General features: G+C 48.3%; 1 protein-coding gene. It reads right to left on the bottom strand.

Annotated features, from left to right (window positions below; genetic code table 11):
- A partial coding sequence (locus R0J92_RS27315) for an ATPase, T2SS/T4P/T4SS family (protein ID WP_411053987.1) occupies positions 1 to 230 on the bottom strand: 230 nt, incomplete at both ends.

The raw sequence follows: 230 nt of genomic DNA, 5'->3' as shown, positions 1-230 counted from the left end.
CAGCTTATTGAGCGCCGCGTACAAAGTAGAAGACTTACCGGAACCGGTCGGGCCTGAAATGAGCACGATGCCATTCGGCTTATCAATTTCCTTCATAAAGCGTTCCATATTCGTATCATTAAATCCAAGCTTTGAGATATCGGTCAAGTTTTGGCTCAGGTCCAAGATCCGCATAACGATTTTTTCCCCGAACACCGTCGGCAAGGAGGATACGCGAAGATCGATCGCCC

It is taken from the genome of Tritonibacter sp. SIMBA_163, from assembly GCF_046535935.1.
GTDB lineage: Bacteria > Pseudomonadota > Alphaproteobacteria > Rhodobacterales > Rhodobacteraceae > Epibacterium > Epibacterium scottomollicae.
Note: the sequence above shows the minus strand (reverse complement) of the source record. Positions and strands in the feature narration are given on the sequence as shown.